The 518-nt window shown below is 43.6% G+C and carries 1 protein-coding gene and 1 pseudogene; both read left to right on the forward strand.

Features of this window, described 5'->3' with window-relative positions; all coding sequences use genetic code 11:
* On the forward strand, positions 1-283 hold a 283-nt coding region (locus FK530_RS27740), incomplete at its 5' end, for an SPOR domain-containing protein (protein ID WP_146489542.1).
* 2 nt (positions 284-285) lie between these two features.
* A pseudogene (locus tag FK530_RS27745) lies at positions 286-518 on the forward strand (hypothetical protein); the annotation flags it as partial.

Raw genomic sequence — 518 nt, forward strand, 5'->3', positions numbered from 1 at the left:
GGAGAGCTATCAGCAGCAAAATAGTACAGCGACGATAACTTCGATCGATAAACGCCCGGTGCAACAGAATGCTGCAAGCTACCATATTCAGCTCGGCTCTTTTGGGAACGAACAAAATGCTATCAACTTCCAGCGAAGTATGGCAAATAGGCTACAGCAGCCAACAGAAGTCAAGTATGATAAAGGGCTCTATCGAGTCTATATTGGAAACTATCCGACACGAGAAGAGGCGGGATATGCCGCATTCTCTCTCCCTGTATCCACAACTGTTATCCACTTTTAAGAATGAAAACAACTATGTTTAAAAAAATCTTCAAAATTTGCGCGATCGCGATGACAACCGTTTCACTCTCATTTGCGCAATCGCCCAGCACTTTGCAGCTTCCTGAGTATGCCGTAAAATCTTGGATTATTATGGATTATGATACCGGTGCTGTCTTAGCTGAATATAATAGTACCGTTCAATTTGAGCCGGCGAGTATCACCAAAGTGATGACCGATTATGTCATTGCCGATGC

This window comes from Tsukamurella conjunctivitidis, from assembly GCF_007858475.1.
Classification (GTDB): domain Bacteria; phylum Actinomycetota; class Actinomycetes; order Mycobacteriales; family Mycobacteriaceae; genus Tsukamurella; species Tsukamurella conjunctivitidis.